This window comes from Streptomyces sp. SID12501, assembly GCF_010550245.1.
Lineage (GTDB): Bacteria > Actinomycetota > Actinomycetes > Streptomycetales > Streptomycetaceae > Streptomyces.
On the sequence record NZ_JAAGLU010000939.1, the window covers coordinates 1 to 402 of the forward strand.

At 76.4% G+C, this 402-nt stretch carries 1 pseudogene; it reads left to right on the top strand.

What is annotated here, in order from left to right:
* Positions 1–402 (top strand): annotated as a pseudogene (locus G3I71_RS49235) (oxidoreductase); the annotation flags it as partial.

Below are 402 nucleotides of genomic sequence, written 5' to 3' on the forward strand. Positions count from 1 at the left end.
GCCGAGGCCCGCGCCAAGACCGAGGGCACCTTCCCGTACGCCGCCGACCTGTGGGCCGAGGGGCTGCTCTGGGCCGCCGTGCTGCGCTCGCCGCACGCGCACGCGCGGGTGGCCTCGATCGACACCCGGCAGGCCGCCCGGATGCCCGGCGTCCACGCGATCGTCACCCACGAGGACGTGCCCGGCGTGGGGCTGCACGGCCGCTACGGTGCCGACCGGCCCGTCTTCGCCTCCGAGGTCGTCCGCCACCACGGCGAACCGCTGGCCGCCGTCGCCGCCGACCACCCGGACACCGCCCGGATGGCCGCCGCCGCGATCATGGTCGAGTACGAGGTGCTCCCGGCCCAGACCGACCCCGAGGAAGCCTTCACCGCCGAACCGCTCCACCCCGACGGCAACGTG